The sequence below is a fragment of the Gemmiger formicilis genome (genome assembly GCF_024462815.1).
Lineage (GTDB): Bacteria > Bacillota > Clostridia > Oscillospirales > Ruminococcaceae > Gemmiger.
On sequence record NZ_JANGCG010000020.1, the window covers coordinates 12,726 to 38,629 of the forward strand.

Here is a 25,904-nt window from a genome sequence, read left to right on the forward strand (position 1 = left end):
GGCTGTGGAACCATTTTGCACAAAATGACAAAAAAGACACTCGTTCAGCCTTTGTTTAGCAATTTTCTGCTAAACGTTGACTTTTCCAGTAAACAGTGCTATAGTTTAGTAAACGCAGTAAATGCTTTTAGCAAAGGAGTGTCCTTTATGCCCACCATCAAGGATGTTGCGGCAGCAGCCGGGGTTTCCCCCACCACCGTTTCTCTGGTTATGAACGGCCGCGGTGAGCAGCACCGTATCCCGCCGGAGACCATCATCCGCATCCAGAACGCCATGCGGGAGCTTGGCTATCAGCCCAACCTGAGCGCCCGCCGCCTTCGCACCAGCGCCGAACGGCGTCCCGTGGTGGCTTTTTTCTGGCCGCTGGACTACCGCGCCAATATGCTGGGCTACTTCCTTTCTTTAATACAGAAAGCCCTGCGCGAGAAAAGCTACGACTGTGAGCTGGTGGTGCACCCCTTTACCAATGACCATATTGCGGATGCCTGCGAGGCACTGATTCACAACAACTACACCGGGGCCATCATCGGCGCAGCCAGTGAGCAGGATGTGCGCCATCTGGAAACGCTCGACACACAGGTTCCCATTGTGCTGATTAACCGCGAAAGCAACAAGTACAGCACCTCCAGCGCCAACAGCAACAAGGTCGGCCTGCTGGCCGCCAGCCTGATACGGCAGAAAAATTATCGTCAGGTCGCGCTGATTTGTGCCGGAAACCGCTATGTAGCCGCCAGCCGCCGCACCGACGCATTTGTCTTTGCCTGCCAGCAGCTGGGGATTCAGGTTCCGCAAGAGTGGATTTTCTCCGGCGCCAACACCGCCGAGGGCGGTGCCGCTGCTGCTGAAAGCCTCTGCGCGCTGACCAATATGCCCAAGATGGTTCTGTGCGAAAGCGACACAATGGTTCCCGGCGTGTTATATACCTTACATAAATACGGCATCCTGATTCCGCAGGATATGGAGCTACTCAGCTTTGCCACGCAGGACCCCATGAGCGTGCAGTACCTGATTCCCGCCGTCAGCACCGTTTCGATGCCCAGTGAGGAGATTGCCCGCCAGGCTGTCGGGGCTTTGATTTCCCATATCACGACCGGCAGCCGCGAGCCGCTGCGCATTGAAAGCGAGGCCCGCGTGGAGCTGCGGGAGAGCTTCCGTTTGTAAGACTTGCACAAAAACAAGACAAAAAATTTGCCGCGCACACCAAAGTTTCGGTATGCGCGGCATTTTTGTGTTGACAAATGAAAAAAACTGTGCTACAAATAGTGTAACGATTTAGTGTATCGTTTTAGCTGTATGATTTACCGGCTTACAAATAAAACCATACACGCAAGACTATTTCTCTATAAAGGCACCGCTTACAGCTGTTTATTTCCGGCTGAATCGATTTACCATCCCGCGGCCGCGCTTTTGGGAAAAGTCTTTCTATAAGTCAGGAGTCTACTATGGATTTCTTTAAGCGAAAGGAACCTGCTGCACCGGCCCCTGCTGTCCAAACCAGCAACGCCGGGCATACCCAGTTTGCCAGCTCCACCCCCGTCAAGTTCAACAGTGTTGAATTCCGTGACGGCGTACAGTCCCTGCTGGCCACCCGCGTCACTACCGAGGATATGATTCCGCTGCTCAAGCGGATGGACGCCGTCGGCTATGACAGCATGGAGATGTGGGGCGGCGCAACCTTTGATGTCTGCATCCGCTATCTGAACGATGACCCGTGGAACCGCGTGCGCACCTTCAAGCATTTCATGAAAAACACCCCGCTGAAGATGGTGCTGCGCGGCCAGAATCTGGTGGGCTACCACGCCTACCCCGATGATATTGTAGAAAAATTTGTCGAGTGCGCCGCCAACGCGGGCATTGACGTGTTCCTGATTTTTGACGCCCTGCAGGATTTGCGCAACTGCGAGACTGCTTTCCGCGCTGTCAAAAAGATGGGCAAGAAGATTGAAGGCAGTGTCCAGTACAACCTTAGCCCCTTCCACACGACTGAAAAGTTTGTGGAAAACGCGCTGGAACAGCAGAAAATGGGCGCCGAGCTCATCCATGTCGAGGATATGGCCGGCCTGATGACGCCGCCCGCCGCCTATGAGCTGATCAGCGCCTTAAAAGCTGCGCTGGACATTCCGGTGCATCTGCACTGCCACTGCACCGGCGGCATGGCGGAAATGTGCTACTGGGAGGCCATCCGCGCCGGTGTGGACGGGTTGGACGTCTGTGTTTCCAGCCTTGGCATGGGCCCCGGCCACCCGCCGATTGAGAGCTTTATCGCCGGACTGCGCGGCACGCCCCGTGACCCGAAAATCGACCTTGCCCAGTTCAATGAACTGAACGAGGGCTTCCAGTATCTGCGCACCCGCCGCAAGGAATACGAAAGCCGCCTGATTGGCGTGGACGTTGGTTGCCTGCAGCACCAGATTCCCGGTGGTATGCTGACCAATATGGAGAACCAGCTGCGCAGCATGAATGCACTGGACCGTCTGCCGGAGATTCTGCGGGAAGTCACCCGCGTCCGCGCGGATATGGGTTATCCGCCGCTGGCCACCCCCAGCAGCCAGATGTGTGGCGCACAGGCCACCAGCAACGTCATGATGGGCGAGCGCTACAAGACCGTCAGCAAGGAAATGCGCGACTATTGCCGCGGTATGTACGGCTGCCCGCCGGGTGACATTTCCCCCGAACTGATGAAAAAGGCGCTGGGCGATGAAAAACCCATCACCTGCCGCCCGGCTGATTTGCTGGAGCCCGGCTGGGAGAAGGCCAAGACCGAAATCGGCGATTTGGCCCACAGTGATGAGGACGTGCTGACCTATGCGCTCTTCCCGAATATCGCTGTCAACTATCTGAAAAACCGCTATGAAACCAAGGAGTAAACCTATGAAACAGGAAAATCCCGAGAAGCTGGCCAAAAGCCGTGAATTTCTGGCTCAGCTGAAAGAGGCCCGCGGCGGCAAGCTGCTGGAAAGCCACCAGAAGATGGGCAATGACCCGATGCTGGTCAAGGCATTTCTGGACCAGTATGTGGACAACGGCACCGATGTGCAGATTCCCCGCAAATACCGCGAGCTGATTGTTATGGCCATCGGTATGGCCACCGGCACCGACACCACCATGAAGGTCCACGCCCGTCTGGCGCTGGAGAACGGTGCTACTGTGGATGACATCTGCGAAGTAATCCGCATCATCTTCTTCACCTGCGGCGTCACGAAGCTGCTGCCCATTCTGGAGAAGCTCGACCTCGAAACCATCGCATTGGACGAGGACTGATTCCTTTACGAAACGAAATCCGGCGGCCGCATATCTCTTCTCTATACAATAACAATCACATTTTTGGAAATCTCTCCGTAAGTATCTTTCACAGCCTTCTCCCACCTTGCGCTGCCGGGTTTCTTTCCCTATAATTAGGAGAGTCAAGCGATGGGGCTTTTCTCTCCTATGCTCTGGTCAGAAAAAGGCCGGTCCTCACTTCTCAAGGGCCGGCCTTTTTCTTGTACTTTCAAGAAAGGATGTTTTTTATGGAATATTATGAGGCTCTGCAAAAGCTCATCAGCCACGATGATTTTACCAAATCACTGGGCTTTACGGTGCATGAAATGGGTAAAGATTACGTCAGCCTGGAAGCTGGTGTGACTATGGAGCACTGCAACGGCTACGGTGCGCTGCACGGCGGCTACCTGATGGCTTTGGCCGACTGCGCCGCGGGCTATGCCGCCTTTACCGATGGGCGGTATTATGTGACCCAGAGCAACCATATGTCCTTTTTAAAAAATGTATCGAGTGGCAAAATTTTCATCAACGCCCGCGTCCTGAAGCGCGGCCGCTTGGTCAGCGTTGTGCGCGTAGAGATTTTCTCCGGCGAGGAGTGCCTGCTCTGCGAGGGCAGTTTCAACTGCTACTGCATCGAGCCGGGGGAGTCCGGGAAGTGAATCAGAACCGATTCACTTTTTCGAGTCAAGATTTTTGGATGAATCACAGGTGATTCACTCTGGGGATATACGAATTTGTATGGGCATCTGGGTTGGGTGCTATCGTTTTTTTGGGGGGGGTAGACATGTTTTGCTAGCATAGCGTTTGGATATCCACAAACGCATTTCTGGGGTGTACCCCAGACCCCCTCGCTGTTCTTGCGTGACGATAGTGACGCTGATGACGCTCGTGACGCTGTTTTGGGGATATCCCTATACCATATCCCAGATTCAGCGTCATTAGCGTCATCTGCGTCATTCTGATTTTGTGTTTCTCGTAATATCACTATTTTTGTTTCGAGCAGTAGTAAACTGCAAGCGTCATTTCGCTATAAGTGTGACGGTGATGACGATGATGACGGTGTTCGTGGGATAGGGTAAAGGGGTATATCAAAAACATCGTCATCACCGTCAGCATCGTCATTCTACAGGCAAGCCGTTTTAATCTGCGGCTTGCCTGTTTTATTTTGAGTAATGTGGCAGGGTTTTTGCCCCGTTGCCTGTTAAAATGGACTTAGATATTTTGTAAAAGTGCAAGGGTTTTTAGCACAATGGGTGATATGCTGGTTTTGAAGTGCATTCGGGCATTTAGTCAGATGCGAAATCTTTTAAATATTTTTTCTTTGCGACATATTTGACCGTTTCTCAGCGGCTATATAGTAGAGGTGCTTTTTCAAAAATTTTGAGGACAGTTGCAAAAGTTGCGACTGCCGGTCTGGATGATATGATTTGGAATCTTTCAAAAAATTTGAACTTTTTCTAAACAGTTTAAAAAACCTCGTAATTTTCGCCGTTCTCAGCGGCTATATAGTAACGACCTTTTTATAAATTATTTACATAGGAGGAACCCATGAACACGGAATTTCAAAATTTACCCAATGTTGTCAGCCCCAAGGAAGTGCAAACTTACTTCGGTATCTCGCGCTCGACCACCTACCGCATATTTCACGACGCAACTTTCCCGGCGTTCCACATTGGAAACCGACTGCTGGTGCGGCGGGATGAGTTACTGGACTGGCTGGAACGGCAAAAGGTCAATAAAGCCCAAAACGAGAACCCGAAGATTGTCGGGTCTGATGAATAGCTTTGTGGTCGTACCTGTGGTAGTCTTTGTGTCACGAAAGGAGACGATGCACCGTGAAAGACACATCTAAAACATCCCTGCGCCGTGGGCACAACGAGGGCAACATTCGTCAGCGAACAGACGGACGGTGGGAGGTTCGACTGTCAGCCGGAATCGACTACAAGACCGGCAAACCTAGGCGTACATCCACCTGCTGTAACACGCGACAGGAAGCAATCGCCGTTTTACAGCAGCAAGCCCACGAAGTCCGCACACAGGGCTGGCGCGATCCGATGTCTGTGACCCTTGGCGGGTGGTACGAGTATTGGCTGGACACCTATATGAAGGACACCGTCAAGCAATCTACTTACGCCAGCTACCGCAGTTATCTCAACAAGCACTTTTGTGTACTGGGAAAGATTTTATTAAAGAAATTAGAGCCGCACATCTTGCAGGAGTTTTACAACTACAAATTCCGTGAGGAAGGATTATCCCCCAAGACCTTGCGCAACTACCACATGGCATTACACAAGTGCTTACAACAGGCCGTAAAGGAGCGCTTGTTAGTGTACAATCCCTGCGATGCCGTGACCTTGCCCAGCGGAGAAAAGCCCGAAATTGTAGTATTTACCAACGACCAGCAACGGGCGCTGGTGCAAGCCAGCTACCGCCATCGCTATGGGGTATTTATCCGGCTGGATTTGTGTACCGGATTACGCATGGGGGAATTGCTGGCGCTGAAGTGGGAGGACATCGACTTTTCCACCGCGCAGCTTCATGTTCGCCGCACCATCAACCGCCTTGCCAAGTACGAAGCCCACGACGGCGAGAACAAAACTGAAATCGTATTCGGCACACCCAAAACGAAAAACTCCCGCCGCACGATTCCACTGACCCGCACAATGGCAGACGAGCTTGCCCGTTGGAAACAGCAGCAGGCACAAGACAAATTGCGGGCAGGGGATAAGTACACCGACGATGGCTTCATCGTTACCAACGAGTTCGGTCACTACTTTGAGCAGAAAACCTTCAAGGATCACTATGACCGCTTGTTGAAGGATGCCGACATCGGACACTTTACCTTCCACGCCCTGCGGCATACCTTCGCTACTCGCGCGCTGGAGCGCGGCATGGACTACAAGACCCTGTCAGCCATCCTTGGTCACTACTCGGTGGCGTTCACAATGGACACCTATGTCCACAGTATGGACGAACACAAACGGCGCGAAATGGACAAAATGAACGATATGTTCGGGATGCAGTACCGTATCTCTGTGGAGAACCAGCCGTATCCTGTGCTTTGCACACTCTCGGCAAGCGGCTGCACCGCCCATGTTCCTGACTTCCCCAAAGTTACCGCACAAGCGCCAACACTAGACGCTGCCCTGCTGGAAGTCAAGCAACAAATCCAAAAAGCCCTGCGCCAATACAAGAACCCGCCCATTCCCACCAAACAGGAACAGATCGTCGTGCCAACCAACAGCGTGCTGGTACTCGTCAAAGCAGGTTGACCGCTCCTATATTTACCTGCCAACTCCGCAAGATTTATCCACAAAAAGCGCCCGGGCGGTTGAAAAGTTCAACCGTCCGGGCGCAGTCGTTTTCCCGTTTTGGGGTCATTTTGGGGTCAAAGTTACCAGATTGTTACCACTTTTGCCATAATGTAGAAAAAAGCTCGTTGAAACTTGTCGTTTCAACGAGCTTTTGTTGGTTGCGGAGACAGGACTTGAACCTGCGACATCCGGGTTATGAGTTCTATATTTTGCGTTTTGTATCATTTATTATCGTGCAATTTATTTCGGTAATTCGCATATTGTGTATCATTATCGTTTCGTGATGTGTTGTATCGTTGTTGCACTTCTCGCAAAGTTGTTGAACTTTTGTTGAACTACTTCCGATTATACACATCTTCCAAAATGTCAGCGCTGCGTTTTTTAGCTGCTTCAATTATATGCGCATATATATCCTCAGTCGTACTTACCTGTGCGTGTCCCAGCGTTTTGGATATAGTCACCGGGTCAACATTCCGCCCAAACAATGCAGATGCCAGACTGTGGCGAAATGCGTGTGAGTGCAAATGCGGCAAGCCGTTTTTCTTTTCCACACGTTCCAACCAAGAAGCAACCGTTCCCGGATTTAACGGTTCGCCCTTTTCTGTTGCAAATACATATCCGTTATCTGCTCTATACCCATTAAGACGCTTAATCTCCTCTGTTTGCCATTGCTTATAAGTAACGAGCATATCAATAACGCTCTGCGGTAAATACAATAAACGAACGGAAGATTCGTTTTTCAGGGTATCAACATAAACGCCATCCTTATTATTATATAGGACATTTCGACGTAAACAAACCTGTCGATTCTCAAAATCAATGTCCGTCCAATGTAATCCCAGAATTTCACCACGCCGCGCGCCTGTGTAAATGAGCATATACCCAAATACGCGCCAGCGTAGTTGTTCTTTGTCAAAAGCCTTTTTTATTTCTTCAATCTGTTCTGGCTGGTAAAAGTCTACTTCTTTTTTGTGGATTTTCGGTAAAATAGCTTTACTGGCTGCATTGTAGGGGACAAGCATTTCCTTTTCTGCCTGTGCAAGGATTGAAGAAATAAGACCATGATATTCATTGATTGTTTTTGCAGATAAATTCTTATTCTTTTCAATGATCTTGAAAAGTTGTTCTGTTTTATATCCCAAGACCATAGCTACAGCTTCGGCCTTATCTGCCTTAACCTCATTGCCGCGTAACATTAACGATACTGTTGATGATGATATATTTGCACATTTTGCAATCAATTCACGCGAAATCCTTTTTCCCTCGGCCACAGCATCAATAATTTGTTGGTGCGCAGACAGACCTAACCGTTTTTCATCAACAACTTTAGTCAGTGCTGGCTTTGGCTTCGCTGTCCTATCCACATTACCTAGTTCCTGTAGTTTTCCATAAAAATTAGTAAGGTGCTGCGGACGCAAGTCCTTTAACTTGATTGCACCGATTTCTGGGTAGATTCTACGAGTTAAATCTCTATATCGAGCGAGTGTACTTTTCTTCAGTACGCCCGCTCTTTCTTTTTCACGGAGAACATACTCCGCATAGTCACGGAAAGACTGCCTACTATCAGTGGCCTTTCCCTCTTTGCAGTCACGCTCATAGATTGCAGCGAAAGCCTTTGCTTTTCTTTCAGCAGTTGACTCCGACCACGTCGGCTCAACTGCAAATGTTGTAACATATGGCTTTAGTTGTTTTCCGTTTTCATCTCTCCCACGAAACACGCGAATGCTAAATGAGATGAGCTTTCCAGCTTTATTCCGTCTCGCTTGAATATTCGCCATCTTGCGCATCCTCCTGTTCGTCTATTGATATTTTCGGTGGATGGAGAAATTCTTCGCACCTATATATCATTTCTCTGTTCAAACAATTTTGTATTTTATCTGCAAATTCTCTCTTCGCCACTTTTTCCCCAACAGTTTTTACAATCTCTGTTATGGTGTTAGTTATAGAAAAAAGCGTTAGCGTTTCCCCATTTGCTATTTTTCTTGAACCTAAATCTCGGTGCTTATCCCAAAACATACGGTGAAAAAAATTCTGCCTTTCCTCTGTTTCATCTTTGAGTTTTGGGATTATTTCTTCTTCCATATACGTGTTTATGTATTTCCTACTGATGTCTCGCTCTCTATTTTTTACATATGATATAAAATGTCGGAGCAGTTCCCTAAACAAGTCATGACATACAATTTCTTCAAATACAATTCTTTCGCGCCCATTCAGACGGCTTATGTTTATCAATGCTTCATCTGCCAAACCTGTAAATTTGCTTGCCGCTTGGATATTTTTCTCATATTGTTTACAGTTTGAAATTCCAAGCAAATAGTCAACCGATACGTCAAAATACTTTGCAATGTTTGCAAGCGGGACTAATTTAGGCTCGGCATCACAGCTAAGATACTTCGAGATGGAACTTTCTGCAATTTGTGTTTCCGCTGCAAGTTGTTTTTGGCTTATGCCCTTTTCTTCAATTAGATTTCGCAATCTTTCTGCAAAAATTTCTTTGCTATCTCTCATACTTTTTCTTCACGCCCCTTATTGAAATTTCCGATTAGAAATTTTTCATTCAAATATTTCAAAATCCGTAACATCGGAAAACCCCCTTTTATCGTGATTTTTCTTGTAGTATAATATAGTCAAAGAGGATTCCTAAAAGAAATCTTCTCGTCTTGCATTTCCTATTATAAATATTCCTTGTGGATATGTCAACAGAGAGGTTCACTTATGAACTCACCACCTCGCATGATGTCGATACGCAGCGTTGCGGCCACTGGCCTTTTGCCAGAACACGCTCTCCGGGTTATGGAGAAGCAAGGCAGACTTCCGGCGCTGTACATCGGCAAAAAATGCCTAATCAATTATGATGCGCTTGTTGCGCAACTTAATGAACTAGGCAATTCCAACTCCGGTATCAGTGGCACGGCATAAGCCGTCCACTTTTACATACATCTTTCAATTCTTTTCATTAAAAAGGAGATACCTCTATGAAACTCACTAATTCTTCCGTCAAACTCGTTTCCGTTTCCCCCGCAACGCTCGGTGAGCGCCTGCGCCTGTGCGGTGTCCGTCCGTATTATGAGTACAACAACGGCAATCGCACCGACACCATCTTGGGCTACACCTACACCGTCACCTGCTCTGGTTTCTTTGGCGAACGCTTGGATGTCAAAATCCCCGGAAAGCAGCTGCTCGGTGAAGAGGCCTACGACCACCTCGCCAAGTTCACGAACCTTAAACTGGGTATCTATCCCACCTACGTTAAGGGGCAGCGTGGCATTGATGCCATCAATCTTAAGGCATCTGCAGATGGTGTAACCGTTATCAACGGTTAAGCGCCAAGCGGCGGCAGGAGGGGGATGCCACAAAGCATCTCACGCCAGCCGTCGCTACTTTTTTCCCTTTGGGTCGCCCCGCCATGCGGGGCGATCATGAATTGTTTGTTATGTGGTAGGCTTGCTTACCACTATAACATAAACTACATAACCCCCCAAAAAGCCTACCGTTATAGTATTTGAGCCAATCAGGGGGCTTGTCCTGATTGGCTCCTTGACAGGTCTGTATGTGGTAGATATGTGGTAATCAAAAGGAAGTGATAAAAACAAATGGGTCTGCGTGTTTGCGAAATCGTTCAACAAATTGAGTATCTTCCGGGCTATCCCGATAGCTGGAAAGAGAAACTCGAAGAGAACCTTAACAGCAACGACAAAATCGAACATTGGGTATACATCATTCACGACAAAGACACCGATGAAAATGGCAATCTCAAAAAGCCTCATATCCATTTAATTCTTAAATTAAATGATTCCTATGAGCCCTCTACGATTGGTGGCTATGTCGGTGTCAGCAAAAACTACGTCAACAAAATCCATCAAAAACGTCCCGCTGGTAAACGCATGGTTTCTGACATTGGCGGTGCAATCTCCTATCTAACGCACCGCAACGCGCCAGAAAAGCACCAATACGATGACAAAGAAGTCATTGCACAACCGGGATTCAAGTGGAAAGAAATCCGTGCCGAAAGTGAAGCATGGCACGCACAAAACAAGTCGTTCCGAAACGTCCTTACAAAAATTGAAGCTGGCGAAATTCGTCCCTATAATCTCATGGAGTACATCTCTATGGGGATGTATATGGACCACAAAACCGACTTTGAAAAAGCGTTTGAATATCGACAAACGAAAATCAAGTCCTGCTCTGACCGTGAAATTGAAGTAATCTACATTTACGGCGAACCGGGTGCAGGAAAAACAACTCTTGCAAAACAAATCTGTGAAAAGCGCGGTCTTAGCTACTGTTTATCCGGCAGCAGCCGTGACCCAGTGCAAGACTACGGCGGGCAAGACGCGCTCATCTTAGATGACCTGCGCCCCGAATCCTTTTCACTCAGCGACCTTTTGAAAATGCTAGACAATAACTCAGCTTCTTCTGTAAGCGCCCGCTACCGTGACCGCTGGCTGGAAGTCAAGCTGATAATCATTACAACAGTTCTCACCATTGAAGATTTTCATACCGCATATGAAAATCCAAGTGAACCCATTGAACAGCTAATGCGTAGATGTAAAGAAATGATTATGCTTACAAAGACACATAAAAGTCTTTACATTTACAATGACAACAAACAATCTTATCAGCTTATTGGCGAGGGGAAGAACAGCATTCCTGCACAATTCGCAACTGAAAACAGTTTGCAAAAAGAAGCCATCAAAAAACTATGTTCTGTTTTTGATGTTTCCTATGTCGAAAGTTACGATTCTGTTCAGCAATCTTTCATAGATGTAACCGACAGAATCGATACAGAATTATTTACAGGCTAATGAACAGCCGGAAAGGTATTGTTATGACTAATCCAAGCAATAATGACCTCAACGCTCGTACCAACCTCCGCAACTTCCTTTGCACCGTAAAAAACGGTTTCTACAATGCGGCCACCAATCCCCGCAAGCGCAATCTGCTTATTGTGCTGCTTCTGCTGGATGCCCTGCTCTGCGCCGTAATCTACCGGCCGCACAACATTCCTGCTGTACTCAACAACATTATGGTCATTTTCGGCATCATGACTTTCATCTGTTTTGTTCCTCTGTGTGCGGCTCTCATCGGCTATGTTCCGGGTGCGCTGGAAATGCAGCGTAATTTTTCCCGCGTAGGTTTTGTAAACCATGCAGGTGAAGCGCCATACCTTATTAGAATGGAATTTCTCGACCACAATGTAGTGGCGTATACCTATTCTTGTACCGGCTTTCCCCTCAAAAAATGGATTGACGCACAGCTTGTAATCGAAACCGCCCTAAATATGCTGATTGAATCAATCCATGAGGGGCGTGACCGTAGGACAATCACGCTGCATTGCGTTCAGCCGGGTCACGTTTTCGATTTGCTCCGTTGGAGTGATACCTATGTATTGCGTCACAATGACAACCTACTGATTGTTGGTCGTGGTCTGACTGGGGATATAATTATTGACCTCAACAAGACGCCACACATTCTAATCGGTGGAAACACTGGAAGCGGCAAAACCGTACTTCTTCGCTGCATCTTGTGGCAGTGCATCCAACAGTCCGATATTGTATACATTGCAGACTTTAAAGGCGGCGTTGATTTCGGCAAGTTGTGGCATCGTTTTTCCCACATCATCACAACCGAAAAAGACTTGCTTGAACTGCTGAATCGTCTGGTTGATGAATTGGAAGAGCGTAAGAAATTGTTTGTAGAAGCCGATGCTTCAAATATTACCGACTATTTCCAGAAAACAAACCACTTTCTAAACCGCATCATCTTTTCGTGCGATGAAGTCGCCGAACTGCTGGATAAGACCGGAGCAGATAAAGAGCGTAAAGAACTTCTCTCTCAAATTGAAGCCCGCCTTTCGACCCTTGCTCGGCAGGGACGCGCCTTTGGCATCCATTTGGTCTTAGCAACGCAACGCCCGGACGCCAACATTCTGCCCGGACAAATCAAAAATAATCTCAACGTCCGCATCTGTGGACGTGCAGACGCTACGCTTTCAACTATCATCATCGGCGATGGCCGCGCAGCGGAACAAATTCCATCAGATGCACAGGGACGTTTCATCACCGCAGATGGTACAGTTTTTCAAGCGTACTATTTTGACGATTCACTGGTTTGAAAAGTTAACATCAATTAAATACAAAAAGAGGGCGCGATCCATGCGCCCTCTTTTTGTTTTAGTCCTCATTGTCGAAAATGTCATCCATTGTTTTTGCCATTCGTGTAACCATTGGCACAACAAGAGCATTTCCCATACAAAAATATCTAAATTTTTCTGGCATCCCTGTGTTCGTCCAGTCATCACCATAACCTTGAATCCGTTCTGCTTCAAGGGGGGTCAACAAACGGTATTTGCCTGTCACTGGGTCTGCAATAACATGGGTGCTGCGGTTAACGCTTGATTCCGATGTGAGCATTGTCCGCGCTGGCAAATCCAACGAATCTGGGAAAGCAACCGCACCCTCGGAGAATGTGTATTCAAAACCCGCCTTGCTTTTGCGCTGAATCTTTTTCGAGCCTTTTAGGTACAACCACTTTTCCAGATTGTCTCCAAGATAGTACTTTTCATCAGCATCAGAAACAACAATCTCACGGAGAGTTGTGGACTTTTCAAAGATTGGCGTAACTTGTACCGTATAAACACGGCCATCTTTCATATAGCCCGCGTTTTCAAATGCAAAGCGGAAGTTGTTTGAAACCTCGACAATGTCAGAATAATCAATTTTGGTATTCTTTATCGTTACATTTTCCAACGGTTGAATGGGGAACGTCTTTGCAAAGAAGCCCTCGTCTGCAATGATTTCATCCGCTGCGTAGTTTTCCATTTGCATACCGTAATTTGTATTATTCTTATATGCAAAAATAAATGTACGGCGGCGGCGCTGTGCTGCTCCGTATTCAGCGGCATTTATAATGCGCCATTCCACCGAGTAACCCAAATCCGCAAGACAGGCCAACATAACGCCGAAGTCACGCCCGCGCTGTGTAGACGGAGACTTCACTAGACGGTCAACATTTTCAAATAATGCGAACGGTGCTTTTTTGACTTCAAGTGTATCGCGGATTTGCCACCATAATACACCTTTTTTCCCCTCTAAACCGTGGCTGCCAGTTAATGGCCTAGCCACAGAGTAGTCTTGACAGGGGAAACCACCTACCAACAAATTATGATTGGGAATCTTACTTTTATCTACCGCTGCTATGTCAATTCCTGTATTTTCGTCAATGTCTCCCCAGTGGGATACATAGCAGTCGTGAGCCCACTGACGCTTTTTCCCCGGCTCCCATTGCGAGAACCAAACTGTACGCCAATCTGCTGATTCTCGCTCAAATCCAAGCCGGAATCCACCAACGCCCGCAAAAAGCTCACATATCGTTTTATCCATCGTACACCGTTCCTGTAAATATAATTTTTAATCTAGCGATTGAAGTTGTTTCAACACATAAGAACTATTAAGCCAAAAGGACATTGTTGTCATCCAACGGCCATCCGGCAACTCGTTTGCATTTGCCAGAGTACCATTTCCATAGTGCGTTCCATCCGGGAATAGGTAATAGGATTTCTTTGTGTGCGGTCTGACATGAATAATTACATCGTCAGACTCTTTCAGAAAATCATTCAGTACCACATATCCATCCTTTTGCATTTTAGGGGTTAACTTCGGGCCTTTACGGATTGTATCAATCGTGCGTTGCCAGCCTTGCCGCACGGTTTCTTCCAAATCCTTATAGGGCATATTCCAGAGTTTTGCCCCCTTAAAGCGATAGCAATCGCCAGCTTTCTCAAAAACCGCAAAAAGGAATTTTGTTTCTGAAAAATACTGATGAAGTTCGCAATCATCCCAATTTTCTTTGATGATTTCTTTATACTTAAACGCCGGGAAACTCATGTTTTCCCTAATTTTACCGTCGCTCTCAATCCTTATTGTCTTGACAACAATATTAGCTTTGACAAATTCTTCTGCACTATTGCTCTTAATTCCAAGCATCCTATATGTCAAATCAATCCATTGCGCTTTGTTGCCATTGTATTCCCTGTTCAAAATATGGCACAATTCTTTATCTGTTTTTCCCACAAAAGGCGCAAGTTTATACTCAATCAAATAGCGTTCAAACGAAGTCTTTCTCAAGACCTCTGGATTTTCAATTATAGCCTCTTGTTCTTTTGACTTTTGCGCAATATAGGTATTGATAACATACGTCATGTAAGACTGCTTATAGCAGTATGCACGGCGTTTTGCAGGAATATAGGGCGGGTAAAATTGCGGCACAAAACTCGTTGCAGCCGTTGCGCCTTTTGTACAAGCCCCAAGGTACATCGTATCACTTTCGGATAGTTCTTGTGCAAGTCCCTTTTCAATTTTACTTACAATGATTTCATAATCATTGCGGATTATAACAAGGTCTTTTTCCGGGGGCGTAAATAGTGAAGCGTACTGAATCTCATAAAGAAGATTGTCCTTTAATGAACGGTCACGCAAATAGCAGACAATAAGCAAAAGCTGACTTTTTTGCCACATATGAGAGTTTTCAAAATCGTGGGTAATCGGTTCTTTATAGCTTATCATAGTAAGAACCAATCTTTCGCCCGCTGCATACTGCCCCTTTTTGCGGGTTTCGATTGGTGTCACTTTAAGTTCTACTCCAGCTTCGGAAAAGTCTGCTTCGCTTCTTCCGTTGGCGGCATAACCGAAATAGCACTCTTCAATTAAATTTCCAAGGCCGCCCTTTCTGGATTTCTTATTATAGGTATAGTCGGAAGATACTTCCGCCCATTTTATAACATCAGAAAATGTATGCCCCACTAATCTTTTGGCGTAGGTTTCAATGCTTTTTGCATCGGTCTTATCATATGCTATCATACGGACACCGCCTTTTTGTTAGTTTGACATTTCATAATCCAACAATAACCCTATTCTATGAAATGTTAACACGCGATTCAACGGATGTCAATAGAAGTTATTCCTATATTGCCCCATCTTTTTTTGGGTCGGCTTCGCCGATCAAGTGGTTTTTTCAACATAGATTTTTTGATACTCTTTTAGAAAACAAATATAAAGAATATCGGCGGCGTATCGTCCAAAAGTTTCGCGTTCATCTAATGTCGTCGTGAAACGCGACAACATTAGACTGCCATTACATTTCTTGAAAAGTTAACATCAAAAAGTCCGGGGGCTGTATTGCTCCCGGATTTTCTTATTATTGGGCTTGCATCGGCTCGTTGCAATCCATACACATGATATGCACCGCTTTGGTGGCTCTTACGCTGTTCCCGCAGCAGGGGCAGACATATTTGATGCTGTGGCTGTTCGGGTTGCTGTTGCCGCTCGTAGGCTTGCCTGTGGCGTTTCCTGCCCCTTTGCCGCGTGGTGTGTAGCTGCTTTCGATGCGGTTCATGTTGATGTCATCCCAGCCTTGCTCAATGACAAATTCGCAAAGGGCTTCTGTCGGCTCGGTGATACTCCAACCTATGCGCGGGTCGTAGCTTATTTTGAGGTCGCGGGCTTCGGCTGCCTCTTTGAATTTTTTGTTGTGGTACGCGCCGCCCCTGCTGCAATCCTGTATACCGTTTTGCATATTGTAAATGTGTACGCACTCATGGAGTTCCGATGCCACAACTTCAAAAATACTTCTGTCAAGCGTTCCTGCCCCTATGTTCAGTTCTCGGCGGGTGGTGTCTCCACGTTGCCACGCCTTGGCAACGGTGACGTGTGCGTATGCCTTGGGTGTACTCTGTATTGTAATAATCGGCTCTTCCAACTCATTGTTGAAATATTTTGCGTTCAGCGCCCGGAAAATTTTCTCTAGGTAGCCCGCCGTCCTCGATGTCTTGACTGTGTCTTTCATTGCTTTCGTCCTCGCTTTCGTTTTCCCAATCTCAGCCTACGTTATCCCATCGGGATAAGTGGTTGCGGGTTGTTCCGCGATTAGCGGGCAAAAGCGGGATAGGGGACTGTCAAGGGGAACGTGGAATACCGCAGCCCAATTTATAAAGCGAGGATATGCCGCGAAAGCCCCTTGATAGGCCACTACTCCCGATTTTATAATTTTGCGGGGAACAACAGCACCGGGGCCTTGCCTTTGGCAGCGCTTTCCGGGTCGCTTCAATGCTCGTGTTGAACTTTTGTTGAACTTTCGATGGCGGGGGCATTTAATAGAATGTAAAAAGAGCGTTAGAACTTTACGTTCTAACGCTCTTTTTAAGTGGTTGCGGAGACAGGACTTGAACCTGCGACCTCCGGGTTATGAGCCCGACGAGCTACCATCTGCTCTACTCCGCGATATATGACACACACGCCTCATTTGCGGTGCTTGATTATAATACCACAATGCGGCGGGTGTGTCAAGGGGGTTGCCGAAAAAAATCAGCGTAAAATTTTCAGGGCTTTATCTCTGCGGGGTGTCCAATCAGACAATGCCCTGGCTCATCATGGCGGAGGCAATCTTCTCAAAGCCGGCGATGTTGGCACCGGCAACCAGGTTGCCCTTCATGCCGTACTTTTCGGCGGTGGTGGCGGCAGTCTTGTAGATGTTGACCATGATGTTGTGCAGGCGCTCATCGACCTCCTCGAAGGTCCAGGACAGGCGCAGGCTGTTCTGGCTCATCTCCAGACCGGAGGTGGCAACACCGCCCGCGTTGGAAGCCTTGGCGGGGGCAAACAGGATGCCGTGGCTCTGCAGATAGGCGATGGCCTCGGGGGTGGAAGGCATATTGGCACCCTCGGCTACGCAGTAGCAGCCATTGGCAACCAGAGCCTTGGCACCGTCCAGACGCAGCTCGTTCTGGGTGGCGCAGGGCAGGGCGATGTCGCAGGGGACGGTCCAGATGCCCTGGCTGCCCTCGACATACTTGGCGGTGGGGACATACTCCAGATAGGTCTTGATGCGGGCGCGCTTGACCTCTTTGATCTCCTTGATGACCTTATAGTCAATGCCGTTCTCGTCCACAATGTAGCCGTTGGAGTCGGACATGGCGATGACCTTGCCGCCCAGCTGGGTGGCCTTCTGGTTGGCGTAGGTGGCCACATTGCCGGAGCCGGAGATCACAACGCGCTGGCCCTCAAAGCTCTTGCCGGCGTCAGCCAGCATCTCCTTGGCAAAGTAGCACAGGCCGTAGCCGGTAGCCTCGGTACGGGCGAGAGAGCCGCCGAAGGGGATGCCCTTGCCGGTCAGGACGCCGGTGTACTCATTCTGCAGGCGCTTGTACTGGCCGAACAGATAGCCGACCTCGCGGCCGCCGACGCCGATGTCACCGGCGGGCACATCGGTATCGGGGCCGATATGACGGTACAGCTCGGTCATAAAGCTCTGGCAGAAACGCATGACCTCGGCATCAGACTTGCCGTGGGGGTCAAAGTCAGCGCCGCCTTTGCCGCCGCCCATGGGCAGGCCGGTCAGGCTGTTCTTGAAGCACTGCTCAAAGCCGAGGAACTTCAGGATAGACAGGTTGACAGAGGGATGGAAGCGCAGACCGCCCTTGTAGGGGCCGATGGCAGAGTTGAACTGCACACGGTAGCCGCGGTTGACCTGTACCTTACCGGCATCGTCCACCCAAGGCACACGGAACATAATCACGCGCTCGGGCTCGACCAGGCGCTCAATCAGACCGGCCTTCTCATACTCAGGATGAGCCGCAACAACGGGCTCCAGGCTCTCAAGGACTTCCTCAACCGCCTGCAGAAACTCCTTCTGCTCGGGGTTGCGCTTTGCAAGGCCCTCATATACACCCTGCAGGTAAGCATTCTGAATTGCCATAGAAAGACACTCCTTTATATAAATTCAAACACCGGTTTTATGTTAGCACCATAAAAGCAATTTTTCAAGTAGTTTTGGCTTACTTTTCAAAATTTTGTTTGCAACAGGCGTGCCGCTGTAGCCGCAGCGTGGACATTTTGGCGAAGTCGCGTATAAATTATTCGCCGGTATACATGGCAAATGCCGCGATGGGGCTTCCGCCTGCAAGGCAGACCTGCGGGTCATACAGAAGGTATTCATGGTAGACCGGGTCTATGCGCTCCTGCGGGTTAAAGGAGACAACCCACCGGCCATTGTCCGTTACAGCAACCGGCTGCACGCCTATACCGCCCAGCACCGGCAGGGAGCTCCAGCTTCCTGTGTTCACATCCACCATATAGGTCTGTGTCTGCATATTTTTTATGGCACAGACCAGCGGAGCGCTCTGCCCGCTGAAGGCCGGATAAAAGGTTGGCGGCACAAATGCGCTGGTATCGCAAGGCCAGTTTTCCATCAGGGTCTTCTCCTGACCGTCCGCCGTATCAAAGCAAAGAACGTCAACCTGCTGTTCCGGTGTGTTGGCATTGCGGAAATTACCGTAGTAGCAGATTTTTCCATCATAATAGCCGAAAAAGCTGCCGTACACATAGGGCTGTGTGCAAATCAGCTCCCGCGTACCGTCAGCGGGGTCAAGCCAGCTGTATTCCCACACAGCGTGCTGCAGAATGGCTTCTTCCTGCTCATTGGTGGCAAAGTTTGGCCACGGCTCATCCACAGCAATGTGGCAAGTCAGAAAACATGCTCCGTCATGGGCAACAATTTCCTCATCGGGCAGCAGCTGAATGGTCTGCACCGTGCCGTTCTTCCAGTCCCAACGGTAAAGCGTGTTTGGCTGGTGCTTGATTGGGGTGTAGCCGAATTTTGCGCCGTACAGGGCATATTCATCGCACCAGTAAAACATACAGTTTTCTGGTATGGAATCCGGCACGGAGGCCACCACTGTTTTACCGCTGGCAGGGTCAATGCGGCAGATGGCGTCCGGCGCCACGCTCGTCAGCTCGGTGGGGTAAGTGTAAACAACGCCGTCCACCACCATGACGCTGGTGCAGAAGTCACTGGCCAGATAAGCCGGGCAGGCGTCAGAATCGTGCGTGCAGCCCGGAACCGAGCAGTAAACCGTCTGGGTAAGGGTTGCGTAATCGGTTTTCATCACACGGCCTTCCGGGGTGTTGCCGCTGACATCCTGCAGTTCATAGAGCGCTTCGCCGGTGTTCCAGCAGGCATCGGGCTGCTGACCAAGGTCGTTCAGATGTCCGACCGGGAAGCTGACAGGTTCCGGCTCCGGGGTTGGCTCCGCAGCCGCTGCAGGGTCCGGGGTGGGGGTTGCCGAGGGCGTTGTGTCGGGGGCGGTGCCGCACGCGGAGAACAGTGCCGCCGCGGCAAGCAATAGGGAAAGAGCAGTCTTTTTCAATATCGGCTTCCTCCTTTTTGGGCGGGCGTCAGCCCTGCCACATGGTAACCGGCGTCCAGTCGGTGCTGCCCGCGGCAAGGGCTTCGGGGGCAATCAGGGCGTAGGCGCTGGGGCTGCCGCTGTCGTTTTCCTCTGTCACAATCAGCCAGAGGCCATCACTTGTCTGGGCAAGGCGGTAGACATCCCAACCTTCGGGGTCGTTTTGTATTTTTTGCGTCACGGGTGTTATGGCAAAAGTTTCGGTATCCAGCAGGGCGAAAACATCCTGCGACCAACCGCTGCTGCCGGAAAGCCAGAGCCAGCGCTCGGTGCGGCGCTCGCACGGCGGCAGGTCGTTTGTATAATTATAGGGCAACTGCAGATTGTCGGCGGGTGCCTTGTCCCAGATTGTCACCTTACTGCCGTCTGTGGGGTCATATTGAACAAAGAGATTTTGTTCTGTTCCGTCCTGCGGATTTGTTTCCCATCTTGAAAAATAGAGCTTGCCGTTATGGGTACCGGCAAAGTCGTTATCGAACATGTTCTTTTCGTAATAGGGGCGTTCGGCCAGCTTGCGGCGTTCCCCGGTGCGCGGGTCATAGCGGTCGTATTCCACCGTTGTGTTCTGGATGGCGGCCATATACTGCTCCCAATCGTCGGGTAGTGGCGCATCGGTCACATACCGCATCGTCAGCAGTGCGCCGTCATATACACCTTTCCATTCCTCGGTCGATTCCAGTGTCAGGGTTTCCATGCTGCCGTCTGCAAGGGAAACCCTGATAATTTCTTTATTCTGCCCTTGTGCGCCGGAAGTGACCATGCCGTAAAGTGATGTGCCGTCGCAGTAATCGAATACCGCCTCACGACTCTCTTTTGGCAAATCCTGATAAGTATTTTTCCCGGCCGGGTTCACGGTGTACAGCCGCATAGCCGTTTTTTGCTGCTGCCATAAACCGTAATAGTATTTTTCTATCTCCTGCCCGCTCATACCGTCGAATGTTTCGCTGGGGTTTTCCAGCTGCGGCGCAACGCGCTGTGCATAGAAGTCCTCCCATGCCATATCTCTATCTTCCGTAAAGAAAGACGCATTTAGGACATAGAGCTGCCCTTGTGCCACAAAGGGAACATAGTAATGCTTCCCCGGGAAATACGCAGGGCAATCCTCGGTGTCATGGGTACAGCCGGGGATTTCACAGCAGACGGTCTGCGCAGCAGTCGCGTAGTCGGTTTTCAGCAGCAGGCAGTAGCCCAGCTTTGGGGCAAACTCATAGTAGGCGTCCCCGCTGTTAAAGGCGGCGTTCAATCTATCCAGCGCGTAAAATTCCCCATTCTGCGGCTCCGGGGTTGGCTCCGCAGCCGCTGCGGGGTCCGGGGTGGGGGTTGCCAAGGGGGCTGTGTCGAGGGCGGTGCCGCACGCGGAGAACAGTGCCGCCGCGGCAAGCAATAGGGAAAGAGTAGTCTTTTTCAATGTCAGCTTCCTCCTTTTTTGGCGGGCGTCAGCCCTGCCACATGGTGACCGGCGTCCAGTCGGTGCTGCCCGCAGCAAGGGCTTCGGGGGCAATCAGGGCGTAGGCGCTGGGGTAGCCGTTGCTGTCATTTTCTGTGACAATCAGCCAGCGGCCGTCGCTTGCCTGGGCGCGGCGGTAGATAATCCAGCCTGCCGTATCATTTTTTATCTTTGTTGTCACTGGGGTTATGGCAAAGGTTTCAAGGTCCAGCAGAGCGCTTTCATTTCCTGACGAACCGTTGCCGCCGGAAAGCCATATCCAGCGTTCTGTGCTGTGGTCACACGGCGGCAGGCTGTTGCCCCAATCGTAATAGATCGGAGACAGCGTATTGTCGGGTGTTGTGTCCCAGACAGTCACCGTGCTGCCGTCTGCCGGGTTACATTCAATCAATCTGTTCCTTGAGTTTTCGTCCGTTCCCCATTCCCCAAAATATAGCTTGCCATTATGTGTACCGTAGTAGCCGTTATTGTAACTACCATCGTAGGGGCGTTCTGCCAGCTTGCGGCGCTCGCCGGTGCGCGGGTCATAGCGGTCAAACTCCACCGTTGCGCTCTGGATAGCGGCCATATACTGCTCCCAGTCCTCGGGCAAGGGTGCGTCCGTTATATATCGCATTGTCAGCAGTGCGCCGTCATACACGTCTTTCCATTGCTCCGTCGGTTCCAGCGGCAGGGTTTCCACGCTGCCGTCCGCAAGGGCAATGCGGTGAATTTCTGTGTTTTGGTTCTGACTTCCGACGGTGGACATAGTATACAGCGATGAACCGTCACAAAAGTTTATCATATCTTTCCGACATTCTTTGGGTAAATCCAGATAAGTATTGCTCCCGGCCGGGTTCACCGTGTACAGACGCATAGGCGTTGTCATCTGCTGCCATAAGCCGTGGTAAAAGTTTTCAATTTCCTGCTGTGTCATACCTGAAAATGATGCATCCGGATTTGCCAGTTGCGGGGCAACGCTCTGTTCATAATATTCCTCCCACGTCAAGGTTCCCTCACCCAAATAGACCGGCTTGTTTAGGACATAGAGCTGTCCCTCCGCCGTGAAAGGAATATAATAGCTGTCCTCCCCCGGGAAATATGCCGGGCAATCCTCGGTGTCATGGGTACAACCGGGGATTTCACAGCAGATGGTCTGCGCAGCAGTCGCGTAGTCGATTTTCAGCAGCAGGCAATAGCCAAGCCGTCGGCTGAACACATAGTAAGCGTCCCCGCTGTTGAAGGCGGCGTCGAAACCATTCAGCGCATAAAATTCCCCATTCTGCGGCTCCGGGGTTGGCTCCGCAGCCGCCGCGGGGTCCGGGGTGGGGGTTGCCGAGGGGGCTGTGTCGGGGGCAGCGCCGCACGCGGAGAGCAGCAGCACACCGGCAAGAAGAACAGCGGCTAGTTTTTTCATCGGGTTATACCTCCTTAGGATGTAAAATAAAACGCTGTGTACAGGCGGGGCGTAGGGGACGCCGCCCCCTACGAACAAACCGGGAACAGCATATGTCCGCAAGGTCTCGGCGGGCGGAGCAGAGCCCCGCCCCTACTGCGTAGTCATCCAATGTTGGATGACTTTCCATCATAGCTTTGGGATAGCTTACATCTCCGCCTGCAGGGTCAGGCTGTAGTAGCAGCGGTCGGCGTCATAGCCGGTGTAGGGGTGGGTGGAGGCTGCAATCAGCGCGCTGCCGTTGGCGCTGTAGAGGGCGCAGGTATAGCTGCTGTCGGCGGGGGCGGCCCAGTCGCCCAGACCCTCCAGCCCGGCCTGCGCGGCAAAGGCGCGCAGCGCGTCCTCATCGGGGAGCTGCACCGGCGGGGCGCTGTCAGCGGGCAGAGAGAACCACACCTCCACCACCGTGCCGGTGCGGCTGTCTATCGTCACACTGGCCTGCGTGTACAAATCCTGCCCCTGGCCGTCAAACCAGCGCACCGTCACAAAGCCAAGGCTGTCCACCGAGCAGAAGGCCATATTCAGATTGTAGTAGACGCCGCCGTACCGATATTCGGCGCCATCGTCCGTGTCCTTTGGCAGCTGGTCCACCCAGGCCTGCGGCACCGCGCCGCACGCCGCCAGCCGGTTGAGGGCGTCCAGCACCTCGGTTCGGGTGGCTTCATCGGCATAGTCCATCGTGGAAAGATTTTTCGCCGCGCTGATATAGAGCTTCGGCCCCTGCCGCGGAATTTCGGCCGGCTCGGCGGCGGGCTCGCTCACGCCATTCTGGGCGCGGGCAGCCAACTGGCGCAGAATGTAGTAGTCCTCCGCCGTGGGGGTGGGGGCCGTGTAGGGGTCGGGGACTGTCTCTATGGTTTTGAAGGACGCGGCATCGGTGGCTGCCAGAAAGACCGCCGGTGTGGCGGCGCAGGCCAGCACCACGCACAGGCAGAGCCCGGCGCAGAGGTACGGATGGTTCTGCAGCTTCATACGTCCGCCTCCTTCCACAGCGGCAGCGTCACGCTGACCCGCGTGCCCCTGCCGACCTCGCTTTCAATCTGCAGGGTGCTGCCGTGCACCGCCGCAATGCGCTGGCAGAGCGCCAGCCCCAGCCCGCTGCCGCCCTGACGGCGGGCACGGGATTTATCCACCATATAAAACGGCTCTGTCACCCGGGAAATCAGCTCCGGCGGGATGCCGCAGCCGCGGTCGGCCACGGTCAGGATCACCGCGTCCGCGCTCTGACCGCAGAGCACCAGCACCGGCGCGCCGGGGGCGCTGGCCCGGGCGGCGTTCTGCACCAGATTGCAGAGCAAATCCAGCAGCAAATCCGCATCCCCGCGCACGGTGGGCGCGGTCTGCGGGGTGCGCAGGCAGACCTCCGGGCAGGCGGCGTGCAGCCGCGGCCACAGGTCACCCAGCGGCACCGGGCCCAGTTCGATTTTTTCCTCGTTCAGGCCCAGCAGGGCCAGCAGTTTGTAGCTCAGGGTTTCCAGCCGCCGCCCCTCCTGCACAATGGCCTGTGCGGCCTCGCGCTGCTCCTCGGGGTCGGTCTGCATCGTGCGCAGCACATCCGCATAGCCGATGATGCTCGTCATCGGGGTTTTCAGCTCATGGGTGAACGCGCCGACAAAGTCCTCCCGCCGCTGGACATCGGCCTCCAGCTCGGCGATTTTGTCCTGCACGGCGTCGGCCATTGTGTCAAAGCTGCGGCTCAGCGTCTCGATTTCATCCCCGGTGTGCAGGGCCGTGCGGCGGGCGTAGTCACCGGCGGCAATCTGCTGCCCGGCCTCGGTCAGCACGGCCAGCGGGCGGGTCAAGCGGTTGGCCAGCAGCGCCATCACCAGCGCGGCCGCCGCCAGCACTGCGCCCTCCAGCGCCAGAAACCGCGTCAGGGCGGCGTCCCGGTCACGGTAGAGGTCGGTCAGCTCGTAGGCCGTGACCAGCCGCAGGCCGCCCTGCAAATCACTGGCATAGAGGGCGTAGACCCGCCCCTCGGTGCGGACGGTGACGGTGGTGCCGTTTTCCATCGGCAGCTGCGCCAGCCCCGGCAGGGCGGCGTAGAGCAGGGTATCGCCCCGCCAGAGTGCGGTCTGTGCGTCCTGCCGGGCGGCCAGCGCGGCCAGCGTGTCATTGCCGGTGTCCGCACCGCGGCGCTGCAAATCAAGAATCTCGCTCTGCATCAGGGTGCAGGCGTTGGCGTGGGCGGTTTTCTCGGCCTGCGCCATGCGGTGGCGCTGGACGCTGAAATCACTGTACAGCAGCACACAGCCGCCAATGCCGAAGGACGCTGCCAGCACAAGCACCAGCAGGCTTATCATTTTTTGTGCGTAGCGCATAGGTCACTCCTTTTTCAGTCGATAGCCGATTTTTGTCACCGTTTCAATCCGGTCGGCCCAGCCCAGCTTTTTGCGCAGGCGGGCAATGTGGGTGTCGACCGTGCGCAGGCTTTCGCTGTCCGGCTCGCCGCCCCAGACGCGCTCATACATTACATCGCGGTAGAGCGCCGCGCCGCGGTTGCGCATCAGCAGTTCCAGCAGGTCAAACTCACGCGGGCGCAGCTCTATCACCCCGCCGTTTTTGCGGGCCGTGCGCTCCTGCGTGTCCAGTACCACATCAAAGGCGCGCAGCTCCCGCCCGCCGCGGCCGGTGCGGCGCAGCACGGTTTCGGTCCGCGCCACCAGCTCCTCGACCGCAAAGGGCTTGACGATGTAGTCATCCGCGCCAAGGCGCAGCCCCTGCACGCGGTCCTTGACCGCGGCCTTGGCCGTGATGAAGATGACCGGCACACCCTGCGGCTTGAGGTATTCCAGCAGCTCATAGCCGTCCGCGCCGGGCAGCATAATGTCCAGCAGGGCAAGGTCAAAGCTCTGTTTTTCAATCAGGTCTGCCGCCGTGGTGCCGTCCTCAGCCACGGTGCAGTGATAGCCGGCGCGGGTCAGCGTCAGCTCAATCAGGCGGGCAATCAGGTGCTCGTCCTCGGCAATCAGTATGTGATTCATCGCTTTACCTCTCTTTATGGGGGCAGTGTACACCCGGCGTGTTACCGGGTTGTGTCCCTTGTCACTATTATTTTACACTTTTCTACTTCTTTTTCCACATTCTACGTGTTATAATGTGAAAAAGTGCACATAATAAGGCAATACCGCATAATTCTAAGTACCGATGCGGCGAGCGAGAAGTACAAGCTGCTAAGCAAAAAGCGCAGATAATACTGGATGCTGC

At 51.5% G+C, this 25,904-nt stretch carries 22 protein-coding genes and 1 tRNA gene; 10 read left to right on the plus strand and 13 right to left on the minus strand.

What is annotated here, in order from left to right:
- The first annotated feature begins 147 nt into the window (after positions 1–147).
- From NE623_RS12780 to NE623_RS12805, 6 genes are all read left to right on the plus strand, one after another.
- On the plus strand, positions 148–1,161 hold the full coding sequence (locus NE623_RS12780; protein WP_256272379.1) for a LacI family DNA-binding transcriptional regulator: 1,014 nt from the start codon (positions 148–150) through the stop codon (positions 1,159–1,161).
- 281 nt (positions 1,162–1,442) lie between these two features.
- Positions 1,443–2,867, plus strand: a complete 1,425-nt coding sequence (locus NE623_RS12785; RefSeq protein WP_256272378.1) for a pyruvate carboxylase subunit B — start codon at positions 1,443–1,445, stop codon at positions 2,865–2,867.
- A gap of 4 nt (positions 2,868–2,871) precedes the next feature.
- Positions 2,872–3,261: a carboxymuconolactone decarboxylase family protein gene (locus tag NE623_RS12790; RefSeq protein WP_256272377.1), complete on the plus strand. Its 390-nt coding sequence runs from the start codon at positions 2,872–2,874 to the stop codon at positions 3,259–3,261.
- A gap of 248 nt (positions 3,262–3,509) precedes the next feature.
- Positions 3,510–3,920: a PaaI family thioesterase gene (locus tag NE623_RS12795; protein WP_256272376.1), complete on the plus strand. Its 411-nt coding sequence runs from the start codon at positions 3,510–3,512 to the stop codon at positions 3,918–3,920.
- A gap of 889 nt (positions 3,921–4,809) precedes the next feature.
- Positions 4,810–5,043 carry a helix-turn-helix domain-containing protein gene (locus NE623_RS12800; protein WP_256272375.1) on the plus strand — a complete coding sequence of 78 codons (234 nt, stop codon included), beginning with the start codon at positions 4,810–4,812 and terminating at the stop codon, positions 5,041–5,043.
- 53 nt (positions 5,044–5,096) lie between these two features.
- Entirely contained in the window at positions 5,097–6,533 is a 1,437-nt protein-coding gene (locus NE623_RS12805; protein ID WP_256272374.1) for a tyrosine-type recombinase/integrase, read from the plus strand.
- Positions 6,534–6,910: 377 nt separating this feature from the next.
- Here NE623_RS12805 and NE623_RS12810 read toward each other — a convergent pair whose 3' ends face one another.
- Together NE623_RS12810 and NE623_RS12815 are read right to left on the minus strand one after the other, a co-directional pair.
- Complete coding sequence (locus NE623_RS12810) at positions 6,911–8,353, minus strand: tyrosine-type recombinase/integrase (RefSeq protein ID WP_256272373.1); 1,443 nt, start codon at positions 8,351–8,353, stop codon at positions 6,911–6,913.
- Positions 8,325–9,083: a helix-turn-helix domain-containing protein gene (locus NE623_RS12815; RefSeq protein WP_256272372.1), complete on the minus strand. Its 759-nt coding sequence runs from the start codon at positions 9,081–9,083 to the stop codon at positions 8,325–8,327. Before NE623_RS12815 ends, NE623_RS12810 begins: the two co-directional genes overlap by 29 nt.
- A 207-nt stretch (positions 9,084–9,290) precedes the next feature.
- Here NE623_RS12815 and NE623_RS12820 point away from each other — a divergent pair, with 207 nt between their 5' ends.
- From NE623_RS12820 to NE623_RS12835, 4 genes are all read left to right on the plus strand, one after another.
- Positions 9,291–9,494, plus strand: a complete 204-nt coding sequence (locus tag NE623_RS12820) for a hypothetical protein (RefSeq protein WP_256276159.1) — start codon at positions 9,291–9,293, stop codon at positions 9,492–9,494.
- Between the two features lie 56 nt (positions 9,495–9,550).
- A complete protein-coding gene (locus tag NE623_RS12825; RefSeq protein WP_256272371.1) occupies positions 9,551–9,898 on the plus strand; it encodes a hypothetical protein in 348 nt (115 codons plus the stop codon).
- Positions 9,899–10,168: 270 nt separating this feature from the next.
- The gene (locus NE623_RS12830) at positions 10,169–11,380 is read left to right on the plus strand and encodes a Rep family protein (RefSeq protein WP_256272370.1); all 1,212 of its coding nucleotides are present in this window, start codon (positions 10,169–10,171) and stop codon (positions 11,378–11,380) included.
- Between the two features lie 23 nt (positions 11,381–11,403).
- Positions 11,404–12,690, plus strand: coding sequence for an FtsK/SpoIIIE domain-containing protein (locus tag NE623_RS12835; protein ID WP_256272369.1), 1,287 nt, complete (start codon positions 11,404–11,406; stop codon positions 12,688–12,690).
- 58 nt (positions 12,691–12,748) lie between these two features.
- On the opposite strand, the gene dcm is transcribed toward NE623_RS12835, so the two are convergent.
- The 11 genes from dcm to NE623_RS12890 all read right to left on the minus strand — a co-directional run bounded on the left by dcm (position 12,749) and on the right by NE623_RS12890 (position 25,681).
- The gene (gene dcm, locus NE623_RS12840; RefSeq protein ID WP_256272368.1) at positions 12,749–13,957 is read right to left on the minus strand and encodes a DNA (cytosine-5-)-methyltransferase; all 1,209 of its coding nucleotides are present in this window, start codon (positions 13,955–13,957) and stop codon (positions 12,749–12,751) included.
- 27 nt (positions 13,958–13,984) lie between these two features.
- Positions 13,985–15,433, minus strand: a complete 1,449-nt coding sequence (locus tag NE623_RS12845; protein ID WP_256272367.1) for a Sau3AI family type II restriction endonuclease — start codon at positions 15,431–15,433, stop codon at positions 13,985–13,987.
- Between the two features lie 337 nt (positions 15,434–15,770).
- Positions 15,771–16,418, minus strand: coding sequence for a SprT-like family protein (locus NE623_RS12850; protein ID WP_256272366.1), 648 nt, complete (start codon positions 16,416–16,418; stop codon positions 15,771–15,773).
- Positions 16,419–16,776: 358 nt separating this feature from the next.
- Positions 16,777–16,852: transfer RNA gene (locus tag NE623_RS12855), tRNA-Met, on the minus strand.
- A 127-nt stretch (positions 16,853–16,979) separates the two neighbouring features.
- Positions 16,980–18,326, minus strand: coding sequence for an NADP-specific glutamate dehydrogenase (gdhA, locus tag NE623_RS12860; RefSeq protein WP_256272365.1), 1,347 nt, complete (start codon positions 18,324–18,326; stop codon positions 16,980–16,982).
- A gap of 157 nt (positions 18,327–18,483) precedes the next feature.
- A complete protein-coding gene (locus NE623_RS12865) occupies positions 18,484–19,776 on the minus strand; it encodes a hypothetical protein (protein WP_256272364.1) in 1,293 nt (430 codons plus the stop codon).
- 28 nt (positions 19,777–19,804) lie between these two features.
- Positions 19,805–21,223 carry a hypothetical protein gene (locus tag NE623_RS12870; protein ID WP_256272363.1) on the minus strand — a complete coding sequence of 473 codons (1,419 nt, stop codon included), beginning with the start codon at positions 21,221–21,223 and terminating at the stop codon, positions 19,805–19,807.
- 28 nt (positions 21,224–21,251) lie between these two features.
- On the minus strand, positions 21,252–22,658 hold the full coding sequence (locus NE623_RS12875; protein ID WP_256272362.1) for a hypothetical protein: 1,407 nt from the start codon (positions 22,656–22,658) through the stop codon (positions 21,252–21,254).
- 186 nt (positions 22,659–22,844) lie between these two features.
- Positions 22,845–23,669 carry a hypothetical protein gene (locus NE623_RS12880; RefSeq protein WP_256272361.1) on the minus strand — a complete coding sequence of 275 codons (825 nt, stop codon included), beginning with the start codon at positions 23,667–23,669 and terminating at the stop codon, positions 22,845–22,847.
- Positions 23,666–25,018, minus strand: a complete 1,353-nt coding sequence (locus NE623_RS12885; protein WP_256272360.1) for a sensor histidine kinase — start codon at positions 25,016–25,018, stop codon at positions 23,666–23,668. The genes NE623_RS12880 and NE623_RS12885 overlap by 4 nt, the downstream gene beginning before the upstream one ends.
- Before the next feature lie 3 nt (positions 25,019–25,021).
- On the minus strand, positions 25,022–25,681 hold the full coding sequence (locus tag NE623_RS12890) for a response regulator transcription factor (RefSeq protein WP_256272359.1): 660 nt from the start codon (positions 25,679–25,681) through the stop codon (positions 25,022–25,024).
- Positions 25,682–25,904: the final 223 nt, after the last annotated feature.